Origin of the sequence: Halococcus sp. AFM35 (assembly GCF_051195015.1) — an archaeon.
Taxonomy (GTDB): Archaea; Halobacteriota; Halobacteria; order Halobacteriales; family Halococcaceae; genus Halococcus.
Genome location: NZ_JBNTJU010000003.1, coordinates 142,494 through 162,065, shown reverse-complemented (window position 1 = coordinate 162,065; position 19,572 = coordinate 142,494). Strand labels below are relative to the sequence as shown.

18 protein-coding genes are annotated in these 19,572 nt (G+C 64.9%); 7 read left to right on the top strand and 11 right to left on the bottom strand.

What is annotated here, in order from left to right; genetic code table 11:
- Positions 1–104 precede the first annotated feature (104 nt).
- Both ACQUQO_RS03815 and sod read left to right on the top strand, forming a co-directional pair.
- A complete protein-coding gene (locus ACQUQO_RS03815) occupies positions 105–1,502 on the top strand; it encodes a cryptochrome/photolyase family protein (RefSeq protein WP_435076623.1) in 1,398 nt (465 codons plus the stop codon).
- Positions 1,503–1,600: 98 nt separating this feature from the next.
- Positions 1,601–2,212 (top strand): superoxide dismutase, encoded by a 612-nt coding sequence (gene sod / locus ACQUQO_RS03810; RefSeq protein WP_435076622.1) that lies wholly within the window; start codon positions 1,601–1,603, stop codon positions 2,210–2,212.
- Positions 2,213–2,257: 45 nt separating this feature from the next.
- Here sod and ACQUQO_RS03805 read toward each other — a convergent pair whose 3' ends face one another.
- Genes ACQUQO_RS03805 through aglG form a run of 3 tightly spaced genes read right to left on the bottom strand, consistent with a single transcriptional unit; the run spans position 2,258 to position 5,240 of the window.
- Positions 2,258–3,226: a deoxyhypusine synthase gene (locus ACQUQO_RS03805; protein ID WP_435076621.1), complete on the bottom strand. Its 969-nt coding sequence runs from the start codon at positions 3,224–3,226 to the stop codon at positions 2,258–2,260.
- A 47-nt stretch (positions 3,227–3,273) separates the two neighbouring features.
- Positions 3,274–4,296, bottom strand: a complete 1,023-nt coding sequence (locus tag ACQUQO_RS03800) for a rhamnosyltransferase WsaF family glycosyltransferase (protein ID WP_435076620.1) — start codon at positions 4,294–4,296, stop codon at positions 3,274–3,276.
- Complete coding sequence (gene aglG / locus ACQUQO_RS03795) at positions 4,293–5,240, bottom strand: glucosyl-dolichyl phosphate glucuronosyltransferase (protein WP_435076619.1); 948 nt, start codon at positions 5,238–5,240, stop codon at positions 4,293–4,295. Before aglG ends, ACQUQO_RS03800 begins: the two co-directional genes overlap by 4 nt.
- A 105-nt stretch (positions 5,241–5,345) precedes the next feature.
- On the opposite strand from aglG, the gene ACQUQO_RS03790 reads away from it, so the two are divergent.
- The 5 genes from ACQUQO_RS03790 to ACQUQO_RS03770 all read left to right on the top strand — a co-directional run bounded on the left by ACQUQO_RS03790 (position 5,346) and on the right by ACQUQO_RS03770 (position 10,956).
- A complete protein-coding gene (locus tag ACQUQO_RS03790) occupies positions 5,346–8,354 on the top strand; it encodes an oligosaccharyl transferase, archaeosortase A system-associated (RefSeq protein ID WP_435076618.1) in 3,009 nt (1,002 codons plus the stop codon).
- Positions 8,351–9,292 carry a DUF368 domain-containing protein gene (locus ACQUQO_RS03785; RefSeq protein ID WP_435076617.1) on the top strand — a complete coding sequence of 314 codons (942 nt, stop codon included), beginning with the start codon at positions 8,351–8,353 and terminating at the stop codon, positions 9,290–9,292. Before ACQUQO_RS03790 ends, ACQUQO_RS03785 begins: the two co-directional genes overlap by 4 nt.
- Before the next feature lie 76 nt (positions 9,293–9,368).
- Positions 9,369–9,797 (top strand): hypothetical protein, encoded by a 429-nt coding sequence (locus tag ACQUQO_RS03780; protein ID WP_435076616.1) that lies wholly within the window; start codon positions 9,369–9,371, stop codon positions 9,795–9,797.
- Between the two features lie 50 nt (positions 9,798–9,847).
- A complete protein-coding gene (gene gfcR, locus ACQUQO_RS03775; protein WP_435076615.1) occupies positions 9,848–10,474 on the top strand; it encodes a transcriptional regulator GfcR in 627 nt (208 codons plus the stop codon).
- Between the two features lie 8 nt (positions 10,475–10,482).
- Entirely contained in the window at positions 10,483–10,956 is a 474-nt protein-coding gene (locus tag ACQUQO_RS03770; protein ID WP_435076614.1) for a hypothetical protein, read from the top strand.
- 239 nt (positions 10,957–11,195) lie between these two features.
- Here the strand turns inward: ACQUQO_RS03770 and ACQUQO_RS03765 are convergent, their stop codons facing one another.
- From ACQUQO_RS03765 to ACQUQO_RS03730, 8 genes are all read right to left on the bottom strand, one after another.
- Complete coding sequence (locus ACQUQO_RS03765; RefSeq protein ID WP_435076613.1) at positions 11,196–12,140, bottom strand: carbohydrate kinase family protein; 945 nt, start codon at positions 12,138–12,140, stop codon at positions 11,196–11,198.
- A 521-nt stretch (positions 12,141–12,661) separates the two neighbouring features.
- A complete protein-coding gene (locus tag ACQUQO_RS03760; protein WP_435076612.1) occupies positions 12,662–13,666 on the bottom strand; it encodes a Gfo/Idh/MocA family protein in 1,005 nt (334 codons plus the stop codon).
- A 45-nt stretch (positions 13,667–13,711) separates the two neighbouring features.
- On the bottom strand, positions 13,712–14,824 hold the full coding sequence (locus tag ACQUQO_RS03755; RefSeq protein WP_435076611.1) for a Gfo/Idh/MocA family protein: 1,113 nt from the start codon (positions 14,822–14,824) through the stop codon (positions 13,712–13,714).
- Between the two features lie 40 nt (positions 14,825–14,864).
- Positions 14,865–15,827 carry a sugar phosphate isomerase/epimerase family protein gene (locus tag ACQUQO_RS03750; RefSeq protein WP_435076610.1) on the bottom strand — a complete coding sequence of 321 codons (963 nt, stop codon included), beginning with the start codon at positions 15,825–15,827 and terminating at the stop codon, positions 14,865–14,867.
- A 54-nt stretch (positions 15,828–15,881) separates the two neighbouring features.
- A complete protein-coding gene (locus ACQUQO_RS03745) occupies positions 15,882–16,985 on the bottom strand; it encodes a CNNM domain-containing protein (RefSeq protein ID WP_435076609.1) in 1,104 nt (367 codons plus the stop codon).
- Positions 16,986–17,034: 49 nt separating this feature from the next.
- Complete coding sequence (locus tag ACQUQO_RS03740) at positions 17,035–18,123, bottom strand: Gfo/Idh/MocA family protein (RefSeq protein WP_435076608.1); 1,089 nt, start codon at positions 18,121–18,123, stop codon at positions 17,035–17,037.
- Positions 18,124–18,174: 51 nt separating this feature from the next.
- Entirely contained in the window at positions 18,175–18,378 is a 204-nt protein-coding gene (locus tag ACQUQO_RS03735) for a hypothetical protein (protein ID WP_435076607.1), read from the bottom strand.
- A 2-nt stretch (positions 18,379–18,380) separates the two neighbouring features.
- Positions 18,381–19,562 (bottom strand): ABC transporter ATP-binding protein, encoded by a 1,182-nt coding sequence (locus tag ACQUQO_RS03730; protein WP_435076606.1) that lies wholly within the window; start codon positions 19,560–19,562, stop codon positions 18,381–18,383.
- Positions 19,563–19,572 lie beyond the last annotated feature (10 nt).

The window sequence follows — 19,572 nt, the reverse complement described above, 5'->3', positions numbered from 1 at the left end:
GCTCACGGCGACGCAACTGCTACTCGACGGTCAACGCCGAGCGATCTCGGTCCTCTCGACGCGCCGAACCGATGATTTAGGATGCACGAACTACTGATTCGGGCATGCGAATCCACTGGCACCGCCGCGACCTCCGGGCGGCGGACAACCGCGCGCTCGCGGCGGCCACCGACGATGGGCCTGTGCTCCCGGCGTTCGTCTTCGACCCGGACGTACTCCAGTACGCCAGCCCGCCCAGAACGAAATTCCTGCTCGAAGCGCTCGACTCGCTTCAAAGGTTCTATCGCGCGCACGGTAGCGACCTCCTCGTCGCCGAGGGCGACCCCACCGAGGAACTCCCGGCGCTCGCGGCCGAACACGGTGCCGAGGCGGTGTTCTGGAATCACGACTACTCGGGCCTTGCCCAAGAGCGCGACGAGCGCGTTCGGGAGGCACTCGACGATGCCGGCATCGAGTATACTGAATTTCACGACGCCCTCCACCACGAACCCGGCACCATCACGACCAACGACGGCGACCCGTACTCGGTGTTCTCGTACTTCGGTGACAAGTGGCTCGACCGCGAGAAGGCCGAGCCGTATCCCGTCCCCGACGGGGACGCGCTCGCCGATATCGAGGGCGAGGAACTCCCGACCATCGAGGAATTGGATTTCGAGGAACCGGCGGCCAACGTTCCGAAAGCGGGCACCGAGGCAGCCCGCGAGCGTCTCGATACCTTCTGTGCCGACCGGATCTTCGAATACGATGAAGGACGCGAGTATCCCGCGCGGGCGGGTACTTCACGGCTCTCACAGGACCGCAATTATGGAACCATCGGCGTTCGAGAGGTCTCCGAGCGAGTCGGCGAGGCGCTCGCAGACGCCGACGAGGCCGAGCGCGAAGCGGTCGAGGCCTACCGACGGGAGTTGGCCTTCGGTGAGTTCTTCACACACGTTCTGTTCTACAACCCGGAGGTCGTGACTGAAAACCACAAGGACTACGAGAACCCAATCGAGTGGCGCGAGGATGACGACGAGCTACAGGCGTGGAAGGAGGGGATGACCGGGTATCCCATCATCGATGCCGGCATGCGCCAACTCCGTGCGGAGGCGTACATGCACAACCGGGTTCGGATGGCCGTCGCCTCCTTTCTCACGAAGGACCTCATGCTCGACTGGCGCGCAGGCTACGCCCATTTTCGGGAACGACTCGTCGACCACGACACCGCAAACGACAACGGCAACTGGCAGTGGGCGGCCTCCACGGGCACGGACGCCCAACCGTACTTCCGGGTGTTCAACCCGATGACACAAGGCGAGAAGTACGACCCCGACGCCGAGTACATCGAGACCTACATTCCTGAACTCGCTGAGGCCGACCCCGACACCATCCACTCGTGGAACGAACTGAGCGACGACGAACGTGAGGAAGTTGCACCCGACTATCCGGCCCCCATCTGTGACCACAGCGAACGCCGCGAGGAGGCGATTGAGATGTTCGAGCGCGCCCGCGGCGAGGACTGACGGCCCACGATTCCGAGTTGCGGCCGTGTGGTGTGCTATCATCCGTTCCTCAACCTTTAACAGACGGCCGACCGTTGAGCCGAGTGGAGGAACGAATCATGCCTGAACATTCCAACGCGGAGCTACCACCGCTTCCGTACGACTACGACGCCCTCGAACCACACATCTCGGAACAGGTGCTCAACTGGCATCACGACACCCACCATCAGGGGTACGTCAACGGCCTGAATAGCGCCGAGGAGACCCTCGCCGAGAACCGTTCGTCGGGCGATTACTCCTCGACCGGCGGTGCACTCGGGAACGTGACCCACAACGGTAGTGGGCACTATCTCCACACCATGTTCTGGGAGAACATGTCTCCGAACGGCGGCGGCGAACCCTCCGGGGACCTCAAAGAGCGCATCGAGGAGGACTTCGGCTCCTACGAGGGCTGGAAGGGCGAGTTCGAGGCCGCGGCGTCGGCCGCCTCCGGCTGGGCGCTCCTCATCTACGACCCAGTTGCGAAGCAGCTGCGCAACGTAGCGGTCGACAACCACGACGAGGGCGCGCTCTGGGGCGCTCATCCCGTGCTCGCGCTCGACGTCTGGGAACACTCGTATTACTACGACTACGGTCCCGACCGCGGCAGCTTCATCGACGCCTTCTTCGAGGTCGTCGACTGGGACGCTGCCGAGGAGAACTACCAGCAGACCGTCTCGAACCACGAGTAACTCCCGAACTCACGATTTTTGGCGCTCGACCGGATAGTCTCGACTCTAGAAGAACGCACCCGCGACCAGTAGCGGGAACGCGAGCGTCGCCTCGGCCTGAATCTGGGTGTAGTTGCGCTCGTCGGCCTTGATCTTGCCCCACGAGACGGCCTCGGTCGGCGGCGCGCCCGACAGCGAACCGTCGCCCTCCATCCCCGTCGAGATGTAGATCGCGTAGTCCGCACCACCGCGGAAGAGGTTCGTCATGATGGCGTGGTGTTTTGGCACGCCGTCGCCGACGGCGATGAGACCTGTGGTGTCGGCGTCCATCCCGCCCTCGATGAGCGTCTCGTAGTCGTCGAGCAGCGCGATGTCCACCTCGGGGTCGTCGCTCTGGCGGTAGTAGTAGAGGAAGTTGCCCACCTCGGCGTCGGTCAGCGCCGGGCAGTACACCGGGACGTCGTTGTCGCTGGCCTGTTTCAACACCGAATTGTCGTCGTCGAGGGTCGCCCCGAGTTCGCGGGCGAACGCCGTCGGCGTCCGAACCTTCTCCTCGGCGAAGAAGTCGTCGAAGAAGTCATAGAGATACTCTTCGAGCCACACGTACCTATCCGAGGGCACGAAGATATTGCCGAGGCGATTGATGCCCTTCTCACGGAGCGCGGCCTCGTCGGCGTTCCACGTGCCCATCTTGAACGGTTTCTGTGTCTTGATGACGTCCTCGGTCAGCGCTCCGGAGGTCGTGATGAGCACGTCGATGTGCCCTTCGCGGACGAGCGCCGCGACGACCTCGCGCAACCCCGAGGAGACGATGTTCGAGGTGCAGGTGAGATAGGTCGTGGCGTCGGCCTCCTGCATCCGCTCGGCGATGTCGATGGCCTCGGCCAGCGCCGTCGCCTGAAAGCCCGTCGTCGCGTAGCTCGCAAGTAGGTCTCGGAAATCTACTCCATCACGGAACTCGTAGCCGCGCACGTCGGGCGTGTCGAGCGATTCGTCGCTGCCCGGCACGACGTGCTCGTGTGAATCGTCGTCCATACGTGGAAACGGGCGCGAACCGGTTTGAATCGCTCGGGATGGACTCGCTATGGAGCTTTCTGTCCAACGACCTCGGTGAGGACAGTTCGATAGGTTTCGGCCACTCGCTTGTAGTCGAAGCGGCTGGCGTACTCGCGGAACGCCTCCCGAGTGTCGCGCTCGCCGGCACGCTCGATGGCGGCGGCGATGGCTCGGGGCGTGGGGTCACAGAACTCGGCGTACTCGTCGAAGCGCTCCTCAGCGCGGCCGCGCGCCTGTATAACCGCCAGCCCCGCGGCAGCGTATTCGAGGACTTTCAGGGTGTGCGGGTCGTCGACCAGCGAGACGCCGACGTCGGCGGCGTGGAGATAGCCCGGTATCGCCTCGTGGGGAACGGTACCGAGGAAAACCACCGCTTCGCGTTCGGCAGCGCGCTCGACAGCCGGTGCGAGCGACCCCGTGCCGAGCACGACGAGCGTCCAGTCGTCGAGGTGTTCCATCGCTGCGAGGAGTTCCCCGATGTGGTAGATGGGTTCGAGACCGCCAGCGTAGACTGCCAGCCGCTCGTCCGCGCCGACGCCCGCCTCGTGGAGGCGTTCGCGAGCCTGTGCGACGACCGTCGAATCGGGGTTCGCAAAGCGCTCGTAGCTCACTCCGAGGTCGGTCCGCGTTGTGGCGCGGGCGTATCGGTGAACCCGCCTTCGTTCCTCCTCGTAGACGTAGAGGGTGTGGTCGGCCACTCGAAAGGCGAGGTTCTCGGCCGCTCGCACCACCAGCGAGAGCGGCTTCGAACGCGTATCGGCGAACTGGCGAATGGGATCGATGTGGTCGACCACGAGCGGTTTTCCGAACGATTTCAGCAGCGCGCCCGCGAACGCACCGGAGCGGGTCGTGCCGAGAACGATATCGTATTTATCGCGCTCGCGCAGCGACCGGAGTAGCGTCCGTGGCGTCGTACCTCGGAGCGTGACCTCGAACCCGTCGGCTTCGAGTCGGTCGGCAATGCGGCGGCGACCGACGCTGATGTTCGTCGGTTTGTCAGGCGTGAGCCAGAGCACTCCCAAGCCGCCGTTCGCCCCGCTCGCTCTCATCGCTCGAACTCTTCGGGTGGGCTGAAAACACCGTAGCCGTAGCCGAGTCCGACCAGGACTGTGAACGCCAGTAGCGAAAACAGTTGTAGCACCTTCTCGCCGGTCGGCTCGCGAGACAAGCCCCTGAGTCTACCGGGAACGAATTCGGTGAGCAACCGCCGGAGAAACGCGCTCTCCTCGCCCGTCGAGTCCGGAACCAGTCCCTCCATCGCCCGCTTGGAGTAGCCCTGCCAGAACGCGCGGTCGGCGAGCCAGCGCGGCTTCGTCCGGTAGTCGAAGACCTTGTGGGCGACCACGGCGGTGGGCGTGTAGTGGACGCCCTCGCCGTACTCTTCCCGAAGGCGGGCACAGAGTTCCGTCTCGCCACCCTGCAAATTCCTATCGCCCTTCCGCCCCCCGATTGTGGGGTCGAACCCGCCGAGGCTCGTGAAGACCTCGCGGCGAAATGAGAGGTTCGAACCGAACGTGTTCCTGACCTCGCCTTCTTCGTGCTCGTCGCCACCGGGACCAAATCCTCTGTGAGTGACGCCGACGAGCCAGTAGAACTCCGCGGGGAGAAACGAGGGTTCGTCGGCGACCCACTCGGGCACCATCCGCCCGCCGACCGCGAGCGCGTCCGCCCGTTCGTAGGCCGCGACGAGCCGCTCGACCCATCTGGGATGGGCGCGCGCGTCGTCGTCGAGGAAGGCCACGACGTCGCCGGCAGCGAGTTCGACACCAGTGTTCCGGCTTTCGAGCAGACCACGATTTTCGTCGTTACAGTATAGCAGAACGTCGTCGTGGCTTCCGTAGGTCTCGCGGACGCGCTCTGCGAGGGTCGGCGTGCCGTCGACGACGACCACGAGTTCGGTGGGATGGCTCTGGGCGAGCACGCTGTCGGCCGCGTCACGAAAGCGCTCGAACGACGCCTCGTCGTAGGTGCAGAGCACGACTGAGACCCGCATACCATCCTCTGTGGAGGGTCGACGGATAGCCGTTTCCGTTCGCCTCGCCGCTCGTTGTACGCCGTTTCACAAGGTTTATGCGCGCTTTGTGACTGGATGTCTCCAATGAGTCAACGCAGGGAGCAACTCGCCAAACGGCTCCCGGATTTCGGACCGCTTCTCGATTGGATTGGGGCGCTGTATCACGTTCCCCTGCTGCTCGCGCTCGTCGCGTTCATGCTCTGGATTCGCGTGCGCAACTGGCGGAACTTCCTCATCAACGGCCGGGTGTACTTCAGCGGCAACGACGCATGGTATCACCTCCGACAGGTCCGCTATACGGTCAGACATTGGCCGCAGACGATGCCGTTCGACCCGTGGACGAGCTTTCCGACCGGCACGAGCGTCGGACAGTTCGGGACCCTGTACGACCAACTCGTCGCCACTGCCGCGCTCGTCGCCGGCGGCGGCAGCCCCTCCGCGGAGACGACGGCGCTGGCCCTGCTGTTCGCGCCGGCGGTCGTCGGCACGCTCGTCGCCGTCCCGACCTACTTCCTCGGCAAGCGCTTCGGCGGGCGATTTGGGGGTGTGGTCGGCGTCGCGGTTCTCGCGCTCTCACCGAGTACCTTCCTCGGGCGTTCGGTGGCGGGCTTTTCCGACCACCACGCCGCCGAAGTGCTCTTTCAGGTGCTCGCGGTCGTGATTATCGTCTTCGCGCTCGCGGTCGCCGAACGCGAGAAACCCGTCTACGAACAGTTCGTCGAGCGTGATTTCGCCAACCTGCGCCGGCCGGTCGGTTGGGGCGTCCTCGCGGGCGTCGGGATTCTGCTCTACATCTGGGTCTGGCCGCCCGGTCTCATGCTCGTGGGCATCTTCGGGGTCTTCCTGCTCGTCGTCCTGCCCATCGAGTACCTCCGTGGCGAGAGTCCCGAACACGTCGCCATCGTGAGCGCGGTCGCGCTTGCGGTCGCCGGCGTCGGCTTCCTCGCTACGTTCAACACGTTCGAGGTGAGCGTGACCAACTTCTCGCTGCTGCATCCGGCGATGGCCTTTGCGGGTGCGCTCGGGTGCGTGTTCATGGCGTGGCTCGCGCGCCAACTCGAAGCGCGCGACCTGCCGCGGCCGTACTATCCGGGCACGATTTTCGGACTGTTCGCGCTCGGCGTGCTCGTCATGGCGGTTGGGCTGCCGGACCTGTTTTCGTTCTTCGTCCGCCAGCTGGAGGGCGTCGTCGGCTTCGGGGCGAGCGCGACCTCTCTCACTGTGGCGGAGGCGATTCCACCGCGCAATCCGGGGCAGTTCCTCTTCAGCTCCTACCGGCTGGCGCTGGTGACGGCCATCGCCGGCGCGGCGGTGATGCTCGTCCGCCTCGCGCTCGGGCGGAGCAGGGCGCGCGCCGGCATCCTATTTGTACTCGTCTGGGCCGCGTTCATGACCGCCGCCACGCTGACCCAGCAGCGCTTCAACTACTACCTCCTCGTTCCCGTCGCCGTGCTGAACGCCTACTTCGTCGGGCAGGTACTGCAGTACATCGGTTCGACGAGCGCCCGCTCCAGCCTCCGCAATCTGGAGGCCTATCAGGTGCTCTCGGTGCTCGCGGTCGTGCTGCTCATCACCGCCCCGCTCGCCATCGGCGGCAGCGCGGCGACGGCCGCCGGCAGCTACGCCAACCAGCAATCCGGCGTCGGTCAGTCCATCACCGGGTGGGACAGCAGCCTCTACTGGATGGCGAACAACACGCCCGCCGAAGGCACCTACGGCGGCGGCAACGAGTCGATGGACCGCTACGGGACGTACAACCGAACGGATGACTTCAACTACCCCGATGGAGCCTATGGCGTGCTCTCGTGGTGGGACTACGGCCACTGGATAACGACTCTCGGCAACCGAATTCCGACCGCGAACCCCTTCCAGCAGGGCGCTCGCCAGGCCGCGAACTTCCTGCTCGCGTCGAACGCCTCGCGCGCGAACGAAATCGCGCGCATGCCCGACGGCGAGGGTGTGCGCTACGTGATGATCAACTGGAGAATGGCCGACCCGGCGGGTGGGGCGCTGTTCAGCGTTCCGTTCACGTGGTACAACGACGGGCCGCTCTCCATCTACGATGACGTGACGCCGATTGCCACCCAAGCGAGTGGTCAACAGCGGCCAACGACCTCGTTTTTGGCCTACGAACAGCGCCATTACGAGACCATGCGCACGCGCCTCTATACCTTCCACGGCAGCGAGATCGAACCGGCACCCGTGGTGGTCGACTACGAGAGTCCACAGCGCCTCTCGGATGGCACCCTCCAGAGCGCGTTCGTGCCCTCGAGCAACGAGAGCGCCATCAAACGCTTCGAGAACATGTCCGCCGCGCGCCAGTTCGTCGAGCAAGAGGGCACGGCCCAAATCGGCGGCGTCGGCAGCTATCCCACCGAGCGCGTGCCGGCGCTCGAACACTACCGACTGGTCCGTGGCAGTCAGGAGAACGCTCTCTCGCGGTCGCGTTCGTTCGCCCAAAGCGCGCTCCAGCGCCTCCAGACGACGGGACTGAACGCCACCGAACTGTTCGAAACGCCGACGAACTGGGTCAAGACGTTCGAGCGCGTCCCCGGAGCCACCGTCGAGGGACAGGGGCCGCCGAACACGACTGTGGAGGCGACGGTCGAGATGCGGATGCCGACCACGAACGGGACGACGTTCAACTACACCCAGCAGGCCACGACGAACGCCCAAGGCCAGTTCACGATGACGCTGCCGTACTCGACGACCGGCTACGACAACTGGGGCACCGAGCGGGGCGCGACGAACGTCTCGGTGCGGGCGACCGGTCCGTACACCTTCCGAACGCCGGTGACGGGCACGGGTGAGAACGCCAGCCGGTGGACGGCGACCGCCAACGTCTCCGAGGGCGCGGTCATCGGCCGGACCAACGAGACCGTCTCGGTCACCCTCAACGAGACGTCGGTCTCGGTGACTAACGCGAGTGCAAACGCCTCGGCCGGCAACACGTCGGCAGGCAACGCCACGGCGATGACCACGAACGCCTCAGCGACGAACGCATCGGCAACAAACGCGAGCGCGGCGGCAGGCGCGCTGGCGACGCCCGAAGCCAGCGCAGCCGAGGCGGTGCGCGCACGGGTGAGTGGATGAGTGCGGTCCGCGAGTGGCTCACGGTCTATCTGAAGGGTGTCTTCATGGGCGCTGCGGACGCGGTTCCGGGCGTCTCCGGGGGGACCATCGCGCTCATCACCGGCATCTACGAGCGGCTCATCGGGGCCATCACGAGTCTCGACCCGCGCGCGCTGCGCTATCTCCCGCGGCTCCACCGGCGCACCGAACGCGCCGAGTTCCGGGCCGCGCTCGTCGAGATGGATATTCCCTTCTTGCTCGCGCTCGGAACGGGCATCGTTACGGCGCTCGTCACCGTCGCGCGAATCATGGACTATGCCTTCGAGACGTATCCGGGGCTGGTGGCGGCGCTGTTTTTCGGGCTGATTGCCGCCTCGGCGGTCGTCCTCTACGAACACGTCTCGCTCGATTCGCCACGGCGGGTTGCGGTCGCTGTCTTCGGGTTCGCCTTCGCCTTTGCTTTGTCGGGACCGGAGGTCAGCAACTCGATGCCGAACTCGCCGGTGTTCGTCTTCGTGGCCGGTTCCATCGCCATCGCGGGGATGATTCTGCCCGGCATCTCGGGGGCGTTTTTCCTCTACGTGCTCGGCCAGTACGAGTATCTGACGGGGACGCTCACCGAGTTCACGAACGCGCTCGCCGGACTGCTCTCGGGCGGGAGCCTTGCGGCGCTCGTCGAACCGGGTGTCGTCGTCGTTGCCTTCTGTGCTGGCGCACTCATCGGACTCTTCTCGATTGCCTACGCCATCCGCTGGGCGCTCGCGAACTACCGCGAGGCCACCCTCACGTTCCTCGTGAGCCTGATGGTCGGTGCGCTCAGGCTTCCCGCGACGAAGGTACTACAGAACACGCCCGAGGTGACGCCGATGGCCGTCGGGAGCGTGATGGCCGTTGCCGTCGCGGGCGGCGCGCTCGTCGTTCTCGTCGACCGGTTCACCGAGGACATCGAGTTCGCGTGAGGGGACTAGCCGAGGGGGTATAGCCCGCCGGCAGTTGCAGGCACAACCACGACGGTGCTGTCGTGTGTTTGAACTGATGGAGGGGATCGACATGTGTCCATTGCCCGAGGACGTACAGCTACCGGCCGGGTGGGTCTGCAAACGGGTCCGGGCGGACGAACTCGTCTTCGCCCACGACACGGGTGGGATGGAGGTCGAGGCGACGAGCATCGACGATACACAGCCGCTGCCGTTCGATTTGGCGCGTGGCTGGGAGGTGACCTGTCGCATACACGCTGGCGAGTCATCCAGCGAGCACTCGATCGGACGGGTAACGACGCGCGCGGCGGCAGTCGCAGCACTCCGGTCGTGTATGGAGCGCGCCAACCGACTCGACAAGGCGGGCGATTCGCTGGGGTCCCTCACGCCAGCCACCATCGCCGCCGACATCGACCTTCGGGGTGAAATCCCGTCGCCATCACCGCCGGAGCACGGGACGGACCGTCGAATGACGCTTCGGCACTGAGCCGAAACCGACGGACAACACCTATTACCGGCCGGGCGCAACCCCCGGCGATGAAGAACGTCGACGACCTCATCGAGAGCGCGAACGAGTTGGCAGGGCAGGGTCTCTCGAACGGCGAAATCGCCGACGAGCTGAACGTCTCCCGTGAGACGGCGAGCTGGCTGGTCGAACGCGGCGAGGGAACCGCGACGTCAGCCCGCGAGCCGACCGACGCGCTCGACGACATCCACGTCGATTGGAGTGCGCTCGGTCGTGACAGCACCCGCCTCGCCGATGTGGGCCACGCGATGGCGGACCTCCTCGGTGGCGAGGACGTCGACCTCGTGGTCGGCATCGAGAAGGCCGGCACGCCGCTGGCCACCACTGTAGCGCTCGAACTCGATGCGGACCTCGCTGCCTACGCACCCCGCAAACACCAGTGGGAGGAGGGCGACATCGAGGACCTCAGTGGAAGCTTCTCGCGGAACTTCGCCGAAATCCGTGGCCGGGAGTGCTACGTCGTCGACGACACCATCACCAGCGGCACGACGATGACCGAGACCATCGACGCCATTACCGAACAGGGCGGCACGCCGGTCGGCTGTGGCGTGCTGGTCGACAAACAGGGCGTCGAGGAACTGGAAGGTGTCCCCGTCGAGTCGCTGCTGCAGGTCATCCGCGTGAGCCGCGAGGACTGAGCCACTCGATGAGCCGGCGCGGCACTGACTCCTCCACCGAACGGCGCAAGGCCGGACCGCGAGCGGCGGGAAAGACCGGCGTTGAGCGCTGGGTCGAGAACGTCTTTTTCGGGCTCGTGGAGGTCGTTGTTGCCGGGTTTCCGGCACTGCTCTGGCTGATGGACGCGCCGTACAACGCCGAGGTGACGTTCGCCGCACTGGTCGCCCTCGTCACGCTTTCGCTCGCCGTCGGCACGGCCCGCAACGCCGATTCAGTCGGCTGGCCGGCGATGAGCTATCAGTCAGTTCCCGTTCGTATCGGCTATCACAGCCTCGCTATCGTCGTTGCGGTCGGCAGCGGGACGGCAATCGAGCTGCTCGCCGACTCGGCGCTTGGCTCGCTCGTAGCTGCGGTGGGAGTGTCGGTCGCCGTCGTAGGGCTGTTTCCCCGACTCGTCGTGATACTCCGGCGATTGCCGCCGTGGTGGCAGGGGAGTCCGTAGGTGTGGAACTCGTTGGTCTGTCGTGAACGTCCACGACAGAAATATTGGAAAATAAAAATATTCAAGTACGAGTAAATCCTCTAGACAGGTATGGAATGGCAACACCGCAGAAACCGAACGAAGGCCGAGAAGAAAAAAGAAGAGCCGACCTCGGGAACGAACTGGTGGTTCGTCGCCGGTACGGTTCCCGGCGCGTAGACTCACGACTCGTTTTCGCCACGTTCCAGTTCCGAACGCGCTCAGTTCGTGCGAAACCTCAGTACTGTCTCGTGGTCGGGCAGCGCATCGACCGCCCCGTACTCGGTCGTCGTGAGTGCAGCGACCGCGTTGGCGAACGCGAGCACCTCGTCGAGCGATTGTTCGTCCGCGAGCGCGCATAGCACACCCGCGAGAAAGGCGTCGCCCGCACCGGTCGTATCGACGGGGTCGACGGAATAGCCCGGATGGTCGTGTTCGGCCGGTCCCCACGGGGAACGCTCGACGGCGACGACGCGTGCACCACCCGCGCCGCGGGTCGAAAGGACGGTGTGTGGCCCGGCATCGAGCAGCGAGTCCGTCGACCTGTCGGCAAAGCGCGTACCCACGAGGTCCTCGTCCGACACCTTACAGACGTCCGTGAGCGCGAGCATCTCGTCGAGGGTGCGCTCGTAGGTCGCCGCGTCGGGCCAGAGTTCCGGGCGACTGTTCGGGTCGAAGACGACGGTGCAGTCGTATTTGTGTGCGCGTTCGGCGAAATCGAGCAGCCGTGAGCGCGCGGGCTCGCTCGCAAGTGCGACGCCGCCGAGGGCGACCCACGGGAGGTTCTCAAGCACGTTGTTGCCCACCACGCCGGGGTCGATGTGCTGGTCGGCGGTTGCGGTGCGATAGAAGGTAAAGCTCCGGTCGGCGCTCGTGTCGTGGGCGACGAAGGCGAGCGTCGTTCGGTGGTCGCCATCGCGGGTGAGAAATCGGTCGGGAATACCCTGCTCGTCGAGCGTTGCGGCGAGGAACTCGCCGAAGGCGTCGGTCGAGAGGTTCGAGAGAAACCACGGCTGCTCGTCCAGCCGTGCGAGCGCGATGGCGACGTTCGCCGGCGCGCCGCCCGCCCGCCGGGTGAACCCCTCGACCGCCCGAAGCGGTCCCGACCGGTCGGGCAGGAAATCGACGAGCGTCTCGCCGGCGACGAGAATCTCAGGCGTGGACATATCTACTCGTGTCAGGCCTACTTTTTTACTCCTCGGGTTGGCTCGCTTCGTCTGCTCACGGGCGGCTTCGCCGCCCCGTTCGCACGGCCAGCGGGACCTTCGGTCCCTCGCTGGTCGCAAAAACCTGTTCTGCCGAACGGAATGGGATCGTTCGAAACGGCGATAGCGAGGCGGCTCCGCCGCGCCAAGAAGCCGTTTCGTGATGACGACAATCTTCGATTTTCGAACCACAGAGCTTGGAAGAGCGAAGCTCTTCCCGTGGAGGAAAAAGAGCCGCTCACTCGCGCTGCTCGTTCGTGGTTCGACACCTAACCCCTTGACTGCACTGCGACAGCCATACCCTCCCCAGCCGATTCGCTCACTCTCTGCGGTCGCTCGCTCAGCCACCGTCAGAGCTTCGCTCTGACGAGCCTGCGCTCGCCGCGCTCGCGCAGACCTCGCGCGTTCTCCGGCCTGCGGCCGGATTCATCGCGCGCCACCGCCGTCGAAAACGGATGATTCAGGGCGTAGTTCGGTTTGCGTCAGTCGAGGTCGACGTCGACCCACTCGCCCGTGCGCGCGGACTCGTAGGCGGCTTCGGTGACGGCGGTCACCCGCAGCGCGTCGTGGACCGTCGCGGGCGGCGCGCTCCCCTCCTCGATGGCCGTGAGGAACGCCTCGGCCTTGTTCGTCTGTTCGTCGTGGTCGATATAGGGAACCGATTCGGTGTTCTCGTCGTCGATGTCGGTCACGCTGCGGGGTTCCCACTGCCGACCGTCGAGCGAGACCGCACCCTCGTCGTCCCAGAGGTGGATGTGCTCGCGAACACAGGGGAGATCGCCCGAGACCGAGACGTTCGCCGTTGCACCGTTCGAAAACTCGATCAGCACCGTGGCCTCGCTGTCCACACGCTCGGCGTCGTCGATGAACTCCATCCGGGAGAAGACCGCGGTCGGCTCCAATCCCGCAGTCCAGAGCAGCCCGTCGAGCAGATGACTGCCGGTATCGTAGAGCATGCCGCCGCCGGAGAGGTCGGGGTCAGTTCGCCACGTGTCGGTGAATCGCGGCAGCCAGTCCTGCGTGATTTCGGCGGTCATCCACTCCGGCTCCGAGTCCCGAAATCGCTCGCGCGCGGAGATGAAGGCCGGGTTGAGGTGGCGCTGATAGCCGACCATCAGCGTCCGGCTACTCCCCTCGACGCGCTCGGCGATCTCCTTCGCGTGGCCCAAATCGGTGGCCAACGGTTTGTCACAGAACACGTGTAGGTCTTCGTCGAGTCCGGCGAGAATCTGCTCGTGATGGAGCGTGTGCGGAGTGCCGACGAGAATCGCATCGAGCGCCGTGCCCGCGAGCATCCCCTGATAGTCACCGTAGAGCGCGTCGTCGGGGACCGTGAAGCGCTCGGCGGCGGTCGCGCGTCGGTCGGCGTCGATTTCGGTAATCGCCTCGACGCTCGATTTCGGGTGGCGATGGAACTGACCGCCGACGGTCGTCCCGATGTAACCGGTGCCGATGAGTCCCACGCGGAGGGGCTGGTCCGTGTTCATCATCGGGACGAACAGCGAGTCGCGCATAAGCGTGGCGGCATGTCCTCACTCGATGGCGACCCACTCGCCGCGCTCGTCGCTGCGCTCGACGGCATCGAGCACGCGCTGGACCTCGCAGGCGCTCTCGAAAGAGGGTTCGTAGCTCTCGCCGGCCGCGACCGAAGAGAGGAACTCGTAGTCCTCGTGGACGAACGTGTGCTCCCAGCCGAGAACGTGGCCGGGCGGCCACCAGTGCTCGACGTAGGGGTCCGACTCGTCGGTGACGAGCACCGTCTCGTATCCTCGATTGTCCTCTCGAAGCACCTCCAGCTCGTTCAGCCGTTCGAGCGCAAACTTCACGCTTCCCTCGGTGCCGTGCACGGCAATCGTGTGGTCGTTCTTGTGGCCGGGAGCCATCCGCGAGGCCTCGAAGGTCCCCATCGCGCCATCTTCGAATGCGGCCTGTGCCGAATAGGCGTCGTCCACAGTAACAGGACGGGTTTCGTTCTCTTCCTCCATGGGTCGCTCCTCGATGAACGTCTCCGTGTGACCGCTGATGCGTTCGATATCGCCCGCTCGCTCGCCGACCAGAAAGCGTGCGAGGTCGACGGTGTGCGCACCGAGGTCGCCGAGCGCGCCGCTGCCCGCGAGGTCCTCGTCCATGCGCCACGACCACGGGTCCTCCGGACTGACCCACCCGTCCTGGAGGTATTTCCCGCGGACGTGACGGATGTCGCCGAGTTCGCCCGCGTCGATGAGGTTCTTGGCATACTGGATGGCCGGCACGAACCGGTAGTTGAACGCACAGCCGGCAATCGCGTCGCTGTCGGCCGCTGCGGTGGCCATCCGCTCGGCGTCTTCGACCGTCGGCGCGAGCGGTTTCTCACAGAAGACAGGGACATCGGCTTCGAGGGCCGCAATCGACGGCTCGGGATGGAGGTGGTTCGGCCCGAGGTTGTAGAATACATCCACGTTTTCGATGGCGGTCTCCCAGTCGGTTTCGGTGTGGGCGAATCCCAGTCGGTCCGCGGCATCCGCGAGCGCTTCTTCGTCGCGCCCGACGAGCGTGTGGCGTTCGATGTCGGGTGCGTCGTCGAAGAACATCGGGAGTCGCGCGAAGGCGTTCGAGTGGGCCTTGCCCATGAACCGATAGCCGAGGACGCCGATTTGCAGTGCCATACCCATCCTACTCCCGAGGGGTTCTTAGTCGTTCAGGGAACTACTCCGCCCAGTAGGCGTCGCCGGGCGTCGTTGCGAAGACTGCCCTATCGAGCACGTCGACCGCCTTCTCCAACCCCTCGCGCGAACTCGTCAGTGAGTCCTCGTGTTCGATGGAAAGCGCGCCATCGTAGCCGACCATCCGCAGCGTCGAGACGACTTCCTTCCAGTGGGATTCGCCGTGGCCGTAGCCCACGGTTCTGAACAGCCACGAACGCTCTTGCTCCTCGGTGTATGGCGTCGTGTCGAGATATCCCTTCACGCCGGCCTTGGCCTCGTACAGCCCCGTGTCCTTCGCGTGGACGTGATGAATGCCCTCGCCCAGATACCGAATCGCCCGCGGCACGTCGATGCCCTGCCAGTAGAGATGCGAGGGGTCGAAGTTCGCGCCGATGCGTTCGTTCGTTTCCTCGCGCAAGCGCTTCATCCCTGTTGGTTCGTAAACCAACATGTTGGGGTGCATCTCGATGGCGATATCGATGTCGTGGTCGTCGGCGAATCCGGCGAGGTCAGACCAGTACTCGACGGCGACCTCCCACTGGTAGTCGTGGGCTTCCTTGTGCTCGGTCGGCCACGGTGCGGTGATCCAGTTCGGCACCTCGTCGTTGGGGCCGCCGGCGGGCAATCCCGAAAACGTGGTGACGGTCTCGACACCCAACTGCGCCGCCAGTTCGATGGCCTCCCGGAGTTCGGTGTCGGCCTCGGCAGCGTGGTCGTCATCGGGGTGCAGCGGGTTGTTGTGGGTTGCGAGCGCGCTCACCCGGAGGCCGTGCTCGTCAAGCTGCTCGCTCAGTTCGTCGTGGGCCGCCTCGTCGCCGAGGTACTCCTCGCGGGAGAGGTGGTCGTCGCCCGGACTGCCGCCACAACCCAGTTCGACGGCGTCGACACCGAGACCACCGAGGTAGGCGAGCGTTTCGTCGAGCGGCTGGTCGCCGAGCGGAACGGTGAGTACGCCAACGTCCATATGAACGATTGCTACGGGCGAGCGAATAAACCTTCAGGTCGTCTCATCCTGTGTCTACTCCCCGGCCGGCGATCCACGTCCGTACCGGCGCTCGCGGCGCACGCTCTCATCGAGGGGATCTTCGAGGTCGCCCATCACCGTTTCGAAGGCGTCGGTGGCGGTGAGCAGGCCGACGATCTCCTCGCCGTCGGTGACGAGTGCGAGTTCCTGACGCTCGTCCTGAAAGCGGTCGACGGCGTCGCTGACCTCCTCGTCGGCCGGTAGCGTCATCGGTTCCGTCGCGAGGTCGGTGATGTCGACTTCGCCATTCGTGAGGTCGTCGTATCGGTTCGTGACCGTCGGCAGATAGACGATACCGCGGAAATCATCGAGGTTCTCACCCATCAGCGGATACCGCGAGTGGGAGCGCTCTTCCATGACCGCGAGGTTCTCCGCGGGCGTGTTTTCCGTCGAGAGCGCCACGACGTCCTCGCGGTCGACCATGACGGTGCGGACCGGCACGTCACCGGCGACGAGCGCGCTCAGCACTTCCTGCTGGCGCTCTTCTGGCACGTCGGTACCCCTGAGCACCGCCTCGAAGCGCCTGTGCAGGTCCGCACGGCTCTCGACATCTTCGCCACCGGATTCGAGCCACGCGCCGGTCATCTCCACGCCGAACAGACCGAGCGTCCACTTCGCGAGTGCATCACCGACCCGCAACAGCGGCCAGATGGCTCGCGTGAACCAGTACAGCGGGGTCGCGCCGTACCGACAGACCTGCTGTGAGCGCTCGACGCCGAGGTAGGTGGGAGCCTGCTCGCCGTGGGTGAGATGGAGCAGGTTGATGATGAGAAAGCCGACAATCGCTCCCGCACCGACCGATGCGAGCACCGTGCCGGCGAACAGCGGCTCGAAGATGGCCGCCAGCGCCGGCTCGGCGACGATGCCGACCGCGATGGATGAGGCGGTGATGCCGATCTGACACCCAGTCAAATAGATTTCGAGGTTCTGCGTCATCTCCCACGCGCGTTCGAGAGCGGTGACGCCCTCCTCGACGAACGCCGATTCGGGATACTGGCGCGCACGGGTCAGCCCGAACTCGATGGTGACGAAAAAGCCGTTGGCGAGTACGAGACCGAGGCCAGCGAGGAGTCTGGCGATGATTTCGAGCGATTGCATCGACTGTTCGGGATTGTGGTGGCAGGGGGAAAAATGACCGGTCCGCGGCTCAGTCGAGTTCGGCCGTGGCGTCCTGTTGTTCGTCGAGGCGCACCGCCCGCCCTGTATCCGCCGACCGGTAGATGGCGTCGATGACGCGCTGGACGGTCATCCCCTCTGCAATCGTGTTTCGCTCCGGTGGCGTGCCGCTCTCGATGCCCTCCAGAAACGCCGCCTGCTCGGCCCGCATGGCATCGTTCGGGCGCGTCGTCACCGTCGTGTCGGTCAGGTGGTCCGCGCCGGCGGTGCTGCTCTCGTAGACGGTCAAACTGTTCTCGTTGCGGTCGAACAGCGCCCCGGCCTCGGTCCCCCGAAGGAGGAACTCGTGGTTGGTCGGGCGATTCGTGGCCCACGCGGCTTCGAGGCTCACCGTCGCCCCGTTCGCACAGCGGATAAACGCGCTCACCGAGTCGTCGACGTTGAAATCCGACGGTCCGAGGTCCTCACCGAGCATTTCGAGGTAGGCGTAGTCCTCTCGTGAGCCGAAGGCCGACCGGGTGGTCGCCGACACCTCGACGACCTCGGGGAAATCGAGGAAATAGAGCGCGAGGTCGATGGCGTGGACGCCGATATCGATGAGCGACCCGCCCCCTGAAGCCGACTGGCTGGTGAACCACGACCCCCGTCCGGGGATGCCCCGCCGGCGGATGTAGTTCGCCTCGACGTGGCGGGCGGTGCCGAAACGGCCTTTCTGTTGAAAACTTTTCAATACCTCGACGGGGTTCGCAAAGCGGTTTTTGAACCCCGTCATCACGAACCCGTCGCTGGCCCCGGCAGCGGCGGCAATCGTCTCGGCGCTTTCGAGCGAGTGGGCGACCGGTTTCTCCAAGAGCACATCGAGACCGGCATCGAGCGCCGCGACGGCGTACTCCTCGTGATAACGGTTCGGCGTCGCGACGAGCACGCCGTCGGCGTCGGCGAAGAGGTCGGCGACGTCCTCGTAGGCGTTCGTCGCATACGATTCGGCGAAGCGGGTGCGGGCATCGGGGTCGATGTCGCTGCCGACGACCTCGGCTCCGTTGTCGACGAAGCGGTCGGCATGGAATCGACCGATGTTTCCGAGTCCGATAATGCCGATTGTCGGAGAAGAGGAGGGCATATCATCCGATTAGGCGACCGTGGATTGTAAGAATACCGTTCTCCGCTTCTTTCAGTACAACTGCTCTTCGCGCTCCTCGCGCTCGGCTTCGCGCTTCGCTTCCTCCTTTTCGCGCCGCCGTCCACGGAGGTACTGGCGGCCCAACGGGATGAATTTGTTTTTCGTATCGCGGACGAACGCATAGATACCGTACGCCCAGAAGAAAAACAACAGCGTCATGCCGCCGACGTACAGGAGGGTGAGTTCCGAGACCATCGTTAGTCGTCGGTTTCGGCCTCCGTACCGGACGCGCCCTCGGCCTGTGTCGGCTGGTCCAACCCGTGCTGGAACGCCTCGCCCGAAGCGGTCTCGAACAGATGGACGTTCGAGCGGTCGAGCACGATGCGTACCGTCTCGTTGGCGGAGATGTCGGCTTCGGGGTCGGTCGTCATCAACAGTTGGTTGCTCGAATCGGATTCACCCATATCAGTGTCGCCCTCATTACCGAAGAGGAGATAGACGACGATTTCGTTGCCCATCGGCTCCAGTACGTCGGTGGTGGTTTCGATGTCGTCCGTGGGGTCGGCCACCGAATCCGCTTCCTCGGCGAGATGGACGTCCTCGGGCCGGATACCGAGCGTGACGTCCGTTCCCGGCTCGACGCCCATCGTCCGCGGATCGAACGCGACCGTGAAGTGCTCGGATTCGAAGCCGTCCTCCACGGTGGTGCCCTCTACGAGGTTCATGCCGGGCGACCCCATAAAGCCCGCAACGAACAGGTTTGCGGGTTCGTTGTAGCAGGTCAGCGGCGGGTCGATCTGCTGGAGTTCGCCGCCGTCGATGACCGCCACGCGGTCGGACATCGTCATCGCCTCCTCCTGGTCGTGGGTGACGTAGATGGTCGTGGTTTCGAGTTCGTTGTGGATGCGTTGGAGTTCCGTGCGCATGTGGACCCGGAGCTGGGCATCGAGGTTCGCCAGCGGTTCGTCCATCAGGAAGGCATCCGGCTCGCGGACGAGCGCCCGAGCGATGGCGACACGCTGGCGCTGACCGCCCGACAGCTCGTCGGGTTCGCGGTCCAACATCCCTTGCATCTGGACGATGTCCGCCGCGCGCTCGACCCGTTCGTCGATCTCGCTGTCCTCGAACTTTCGGAGCCGCAGCCCGAAGCTGATGTTGTCCTCGACGTTCATGTGGGGAAAGAGTGCGATGTTCTGAAACACCATCGCGATTCCCCGGTCCTTCGGCGGGAGGTCGGTTACTTCCCGGCCGCCGATAGTGATGGTCCCCTCCGAGGGAATAGTAAGACCAGCGATAGTTTCGAGTGTCGTGGACTTGCCACACCCGGAGGGACCGACGAGCGTGATGAACTCGCCGTCTTCGATGTTCAGATTCATGTCCTCGACCGCGACGACATCGCCGTAGCGTTTCGTGACGCCTTCGAGTGTAACGTTTGCCATGATTTTTGTC